This window comes from Paenibacillus sp. 01L418 (assembly GCF_056400045.1).
The window spans coordinates 1-4,121 of record NZ_JBFTSN010000510.1 but is presented as its reverse complement, the minus strand read 5'-3'; the positions used below and the strand labels follow the sequence as shown (position 1 = coordinate 4,121).

The following is a 4,121-nucleotide window of genomic DNA, read 5'->3' as shown; positions in this document are numbered from 1 at the left end:
CGAATACCCCATGTTTCACTATTAAATCATTAGCATATGATTCCAATTTTTTATTTACAAGCGATGATAGCTTTTCCTTTTCTTCAATTACTTCTTTTTCAAGTGCAGTCCATTGTGCATCTGTTAAGAATAGGGACAATACTCGTTTTCTTTTTTGCTTCTTCAGGCCGTCTTTTCTTCCAGCCCCTAAACGAGCTCCACCCCAATTATTTGTCTTATCATTTTTTTCAGTGCTAGTATCATCCATAAAATAACTCCGCCTTCTTTTCTCTCTATAAGTTTTTCAAAATTAATTTTTCGCCAGCTTTGAAAGTGTTTTATCGTATTTTTCTGTTCCTTTTAGTGCTATTTTCAGTATGGCCTCGTCTGCAGCATGCACGATCCTTGGAGTTGTTTCGTTTTTATTTACCGCCATATCCGGATCCCTCTCTTTCATGCACCCACCCCCTTGTATTGAGCCTTGACTTAATTTGTACCTAGCATACGCAAGGGGCGTCATGTTTGCATTTAATTTTGAATTGTACCGTGTATTAATTAACTTGACTATAGTATAAACTTTTCTTCGCGATTTAAAAAGCCGGATTACAGCTGATTGTGCTATAGTCCTTTAAAATTACCTAACATACTCATGGCTGCTGCCTACGATGTAAGTGATATCGTCAGATACCCCGTAATATCGCGGATGCTTTACCTTCACGATCGCAATGATCGATGGCCCTTTTAACGTATCCGAGTAGTAGTAAGGTGGCCCGCTATGATAAAGCATTGGGAAATTGCCGGTCTCTATTTTTTCGAACCACACGAGCTCAAATGGATCCTTCCAGATGCCGCCAGGTAGAGGCTGCAGGAGTGAATTAAGCTTGAATGATGTCTGTAATGAGTTGAGCAATGCCTTCTCCGATTTCATGGGATCAAATCGGATCTTCCCCATTTCCAGCTCTTCTTCTATGATCTGCAGTGATGCGTCATGCGTTGCTAGATCCATACCTTCTTTTAGCCCAGCTTTTAACTTGGTTGACAGGTGTTCATCATGACTCCAAGCGCTATAGATAATGAAAATGGGCATCATTAAAAGTAGCATAATGACCCATTTCATGATCGCTCCTCAATATACTCACTCATGATGGAAATGGGGTAATTGTAGTCTCTAGCTTCGTCACTACCGAATAAATTAAAAATTTGCGTAGGTCCCTGCGGATACCGAAGCGTAACCTCGATTAACTCACCACGAGGCGCCGTTATCGTTGTGCCGGTGATCTGAATCTTATCGCGGTCAAAATAAACGGCTGTTAATTCATCCAAGATAGCCTCTTTTATTTCTGGCGTTATACGCCCTTCAATCGCCGCTAAATGTGCAGCTTCAAACGCTTTTTTCTGCAAGACTTGGTCTTTATAACTAATCGTTCGCTCCACGCCTGGCTGAAACAAGTAGTATAGGAAAATGGGTGTCAAAATGACAAAACCAATAACAATTTTCATTAAAATCGCCAGCATGCCTATCTAGACATGCTGGCTACCCTCCTTCCTTATTTCAAGACTGTGGGTACGGTTGTGCTGTTAGAAATAGTATGCGAGCGATCCCTCTGCACTTTTGCATCACCGAACGTTCCATCATCTGCAAAGATAGTTAAGCCAATCAATACAAACATTGCTGCGATTAGTAGAATAGTACCCATTGCTTCTTTCATTTTAAAATCTCCTCTCGCCCTCTAGGCGTTTTAGTTTAGTGCATCCATGAGGATGCTTTTATAGGCATTCGCGGCCATGTTCACAAAGTAAATGACCGAAATGATTGCTAAGAATACGACCGTATGGCCCATATACCCGTTTATCTTCAATCTTTGCTTGCGACGTTGCCTACGAAAATCCAAAAACGTATCGTAGTTCTTATCAAGTAGATCGACGGCCATTTCTGGGTTAGACTCATTGATTTTTTCAAGCAAATCCGCCAAAGTTTTTGCTTCCTTGGTTCCTACGCTCTCACCAAAAACTTTGAATGCGCGGGGACCATCCACCGGAAGATCTAATAGCAAACGATCTAGATCCGGACGAAGCGCTTTTGTAAAAACATTAAATTCCGTCAGCTTGGCAAATACGCTTTGGTAATGATCATTATTCTCCGCCTGATAATCATTAGAGAGCAGCATATAAAGATCAATAATCTCATCGCTCTTCTGCTTTTGCTTTTCTTTTCCGGCCATGACCAGGAATAAGCGTCCTGGCGCTATGGATGCCCCCGTCAACGTCAACAGATAGCACAAAGTAGCGATGACCATCCCCTTCAGTGGATACTGCTGATAGACCAGGAAAAATCCATGCAAAACAATAACAACAATAATGAAAAGCAAATCGCGATAAAATTTGTATTGCCAGGCCGAACCATTTTTCATAAATCCTGCAATCGAAAAGGCTGCATCCAAGCGATCATCTTGATAGAGCTGCGTAATTCGCCCCTTCTGACCACCCGCAAAATGAATGAATTGCTTGATTAATTGTGGCGGTGGACTACGGCGCCGAATATATAAAATTTCTCGTATAAACAGTGGTAGAGAGATCACCATCAGTAGATACAAACCTAACTTAAAAATAGGGATTAGCATGGGTTACACCTCAATTTTCGGCTTGGACAAAATCAAAGAAGTCACTAAGCCAATCACAACAAAAATAATACAAATGATTAATGCCTGTAAGGTCTTCGGATCATCAAATAAGACGTGAAAGATAGCCCCTTCAAACATTTTATTAATGCCAAAAATGGCAGCCGGTACAAGGAACAAAGGGATATAGCCCATGATAATAGAATCCGTATATTCCGATTTTTCGGACTCGACGATTCGTTTCGATTCTTGCATATCGGTATGCACTTTCTCCAAAGCTCGTCCAATATCTCGATTTTCTTTCGCGGCTTTGGTGAACAACACACCGAGCTGCTTCGACCAGCTATTATCGATTTGATAGCTAAAGAGCGCCACACCCTCACGGATGGCCATCTTACCCTGCAGCTGTAATACAGATACCAATGCACTAAATGCTCGTTTCATCGTTCCCTGCAATTCATCAGCCGTGTTATAAAGGGCATGATAGAGATCCCCATGAATCCCAGGGCTCCGGTATTTTAGAATAAGGAGCTCCGTTGCTTCAATCAAAGCATAGCTATTTTCTCTGCGAATATTGTAGAGCTTAACTCTAAGCAAACCGTAAGGCACGAGCGCCGTTATGCCTGCTAAACCAAATGCGCGTTTATTCCACCAGGTTACAAACTCCCCGCCGTTAAAGCCAAGTAACAGGAGCAGATACATGACGCTAAACACGCCACCACTGAAGATAAGAAACTGGTTAACGGAGTTACGATGAAACGTCTTACTGGTTGACCGAAGCAAAAGCTCTAAATGACTAAATGTTTGTTCCTCATCGTTTGCTTTCTTCGGCGTATTCAGATAAAGCGGCACACTCCATGACCGAAAAATCATATTCTGCAAAGCACCAATGAACCGGAAAGCAAAGCCTGTGTAAAGCAGCATAATCGCCGCTTTTAATATCATTTCAAGAGATAGATCGAGCTGGCTAATCATGCACTAGCCTCCTCCCCCTCAAGGCTGCTTAATGCGACCTCTATGTTGGATCCAAGCATTGGCTTATCTTCAGCTAGTCGTTTTAAAGCAAAGAAGGCTTGTTCGGCGTAATGCGGCGCGGTTTCTTTCATCTTTTGCATGGTATCTACAGATAAATCATCGCAATATGTCCAGCTGTTTTGTTCCATATCCCATCGCATAATGTCGTGACAACTCACCTCAAAGGTATACGGATCTAGCCTAACTTCCGTCATTCGTAGAAGTTTTTTTGATCCATCATCAAGCTCCTTCATGACAATGATGAGATGGATATTTTCGGCAACCCGAATCAACTCCTCGCGGTACTGACGATTTGGAAATCGCTGCAGTACGAGGCGAGCCAATTGACCAGGGATATTAGCTATACGCTCGGTATGATAGCTGGTCATGGAGCCGCCTTTACCGCGCTCACACGAAACAAGAAATAGTTCCGTTTCAATGCTGCGCGTTTCTCCCACAATCACAAAGAAATAATCGGAGCGCAGTACCAGGTCAAACACGCTATCATAT

Annotated in this window: 8 protein-coding genes; all 8 read right to left on the bottom strand. The window is 42.4% G+C overall.

What is annotated here, in order from left to right; genetic code table 11:
- The coding region (locus AC1DSE_RS31610; protein WP_477528786.1) for a hypothetical protein at positions 1-247 on the bottom strand (247 nt) is incomplete at its 3' end.
- 42 nt (positions 248-289) lie between these two features.
- Positions 290-436: a hypothetical protein gene (locus tag AC1DSE_RS31605; protein WP_441883498.1), complete on the bottom strand. Its 147-nt coding sequence runs from the start codon at positions 434-436 to the stop codon at positions 290-292.
- Between the two features lie 177 nt (positions 437-613).
- Positions 614-1,096 (bottom strand): hypothetical protein, encoded by a 483-nt coding sequence (locus AC1DSE_RS31600; protein ID WP_477512447.1) that lies wholly within the window; start codon positions 1,094-1,096, stop codon positions 614-616.
- On the bottom strand, positions 1,093-1,494 hold the full coding sequence (locus AC1DSE_RS31595; RefSeq protein WP_441883494.1) for a hypothetical protein: 402 nt from the start codon (positions 1,492-1,494) through the stop codon (positions 1,093-1,095). The genes AC1DSE_RS31600 and AC1DSE_RS31595 overlap by 4 nt, the downstream gene beginning before the upstream one ends.
- Before the next feature lie 32 nt (positions 1,495-1,526).
- Positions 1,527-1,688, bottom strand: a complete 162-nt coding sequence (locus AC1DSE_RS31590) for a hypothetical protein (protein WP_441883492.1) — start codon at positions 1,686-1,688, stop codon at positions 1,527-1,529.
- A 30-nt stretch (positions 1,689-1,718) separates the two neighbouring features.
- Positions 1,719-2,600 carry a hypothetical protein gene (locus AC1DSE_RS31585; RefSeq protein WP_441883490.1) on the bottom strand — a complete coding sequence of 294 codons (882 nt, stop codon included), beginning with the start codon at positions 2,598-2,600 and terminating at the stop codon, positions 1,719-1,721.
- A 3-nt stretch (positions 2,601-2,603) separates the two neighbouring features.
- On the bottom strand, positions 2,604-3,572 hold the full coding sequence (locus AC1DSE_RS31580; protein ID WP_441883488.1) for a hypothetical protein: 969 nt from the start codon (positions 3,570-3,572) through the stop codon (positions 2,604-2,606).
- Positions 3,569-4,121 (bottom strand): P-loop NTPase family protein (locus AC1DSE_RS31575; protein WP_477528785.1); only part of this gene is annotated, 553 nt, incomplete at its 5' end. The genes AC1DSE_RS31580 and AC1DSE_RS31575, both read right to left, overlap by 4 nt.